The 2,441-nt window shown below is 44.7% G+C and carries 1 protein-coding gene; it reads right to left on the bottom strand.

Annotation, left to right across the window (positions count from 1 at the left end):
• A partial coding sequence (locus MXE39_RS12775; protein WP_247074210.1) for a type IV secretory system conjugative DNA transfer family protein occupies nucleotides 1-1,840 on the bottom strand: 1,840 nt, incomplete at its 3' end.
• Between the last annotated feature and the right edge of the window lie 601 nt (nucleotides 1,841-2,441).

The following is a 2,441-nucleotide window of genomic DNA, read 5'->3' as shown; positions in this document are numbered from 1 at the left end:
GGGACTCTGTATCGTTATCAGTACCCGATGCTGCAGCGGCTTCGGACTCTGTTTCAGCAGCTGCCAGGGACTCTGTATCGTTATCAGTACCCGATGCTGCAGCGGCTTCGGACTCTGTTTCAGCAGCAGCCGAGAGGCCGGAGGCAGCAGCTGCAAGATCATCGGACTCACTCGATTCAGAATCAGACTTAATAGTCTCCTCCTGATTAAACTTGTTCATAAGCTCAAGATCTTGCTGTGATTGCTTTTCAAGTATCGGCTTAACAAAAAGGTCATGATAAATCTCACGATCCTGCTCCTCATACTTGGCAACCATATCATTCATAAGGGCTTCGACATCTATGTCATTTTTGGAGGTATCAGAGCCCCCACCAAGACCAAACTTCTTAATAAATTCGTTTACATCATGAACCGGTATCTCAGGGGCTTCCCAGTTAATTCTTTCAGTAAATACCGGATCTTCAAAGTACTTGATCTTGTCGCAGAGGATTGGCTTGCAATTCTCCATTGAAACAATCTCACGCCACTGACCGAGCTCCTTAATTTCCTGCGGGAGCATAAGTGCTCTTTTCTGTTCACTCTCGCTTACAGAGCGTGATCCGTTACCGCCAATACCACTGTATGAATGTGATTTGTTCTTACTGATAAATGTCTCATAGCCAAGCATCTCTGAGTACTCGTTAGCATCAGACTGAACAACAGGCGAAGGTGCGTACATAATCATGAGAGCATGGTTAGCCATTAAAGTAATGGCTCCAGACTTTCCATACTTATCTTCCAGCTGAGACTTGTTCTGGATAATGGTAAGTACGCGCATGTTATAACCGGCCTGGTATGAAATTGCCTGTTGAATCATGTTGACCTTACCTATAGCGGTAAACTCATCCATGATCATAAGGCACTGGTACTTCAGGCTTTTGTCCTGCTGCGGCAGGACACGGGTGTTAAGGTTAAGCAGCTGGTCAAAGAAAAGGTTAATTAAAACTGCAGCATCCTTTAATTTGTCAGGGGTAACGCCAAGATAAATTGACATGCGTTTTCTTCTGACATCTCTCAGGTCAAAATCATTAGCTGATGTTGCCTGGTCCACTCTCGGATTCTGGAAAATAAGCAAAGGTGTATTAAAGGTTGCAACAATGCTGGACAGAGTGTTCTCAGAATTGCCAAGAATACGGCCCAGAGAGTCCCTGCAGCCTGATGAATAGCTAAATCCCTTTTCTTTAGCAGCAGCAAGCATGCCCTCAATGTGCTCCTTAAATGGCTTTCCCTTTCCGCTTGCCTGCCTGAGGATCTCGCCAATGGTATTTGGGAGATCTGGCGTCTCCAATACCAGAAGGCACAGTCCTCGGAATAGGTCCTTGGCCTGCTCGTTCCAGAACTTGTCTTTCTCATCACCTCCTGAGTAGAAGGCTGCAGCAATAGCATCAATATCGCCCATTCGTGAAGCAGGGTCATCGCTGATATAGGCAAGAGGGTTATACCTGTGAGTTCTTCCGTTGGTATCAAACGGGGAGAACAGGTAGACCTCCTGTCCATGTTTTGCTCTGTATCCGGCTGTAATATCAAAGTTTTCCAGCTTAATATCGAGCACTACCAGGCTGTCTGAGTAATTAAGGCAATTAGGAATTACAACACCAACACCCTTGCCAGATCGTGTAGGAGCAGCGAGCATTACGAACTGGAAGCCGCCATAGGTTAGATAATGGTTCTGAAATTTACCTACCAGGATGGTCTTTTCAAGACCCTTAGGAGGGTCGATAAGGCCCGCCTGCCTGACCTCGGCCAGTGTTGCAAACCTGGCGTCACCGTGAAGTGTCTTTTTCTTCTGATTTGTAAACACAATTACTCCTCCGGCTATAAGGGCAATGATATAAGGAGCAAAAGCACATATTTGTACAGATACTCTTAAGAACTTATGAGGATGGTTTTTATAAACAGCAAAATAGTCCCAGATTGTCATCAGGCCGACATAATTAAGGGGCATTTTATTGAGTTTAAAAAACAGGAGTCCAGATCCGTAAGTCAAGCCTGCCCATAGTAACGCAGCAGCTGCCACAATAAAGACAGCCTGGCCAGCTTTCTTTTTATTCATGTCACTCTCCAGTTATCTTTCCCTGGACTTTGAAGAATTATCAGGTTCTTTAAGCATATCGACTAACCTTACAGGTTGAAGGTCGAAATGCTCATATAAATCCAAGCTGCTTTTTGCAGCTGTACTGAGGTCTTCTCTTAAATTGTTACTGTTATTAACAGTATCAGTGACCTTGTCCTTATTTTCAGCAATGGCTGCAACACGTGTCTGTACCAGGCTGTCCGACGCGTGTCAACGATATTTCGTAACGTTTTGAAATAAAACCGCCCGCAAACATGTTTAACTTTAGTCTCCAATCAAATGTCCGGCAGCAAACATTTGATTGTGGGCTTCAGTTTCAAAACACTGT

Source organism: Anaerobiospirillum sp. NML120511, from assembly GCF_023050955.1.
In the GTDB taxonomy this organism is placed as follows: Bacteria; Pseudomonadota; Gammaproteobacteria; order Enterobacterales; family Succinivibrionaceae; genus Anaerobiospirillum.
This window is presented reverse-complemented; position numbering and strand designations above follow the sequence as displayed.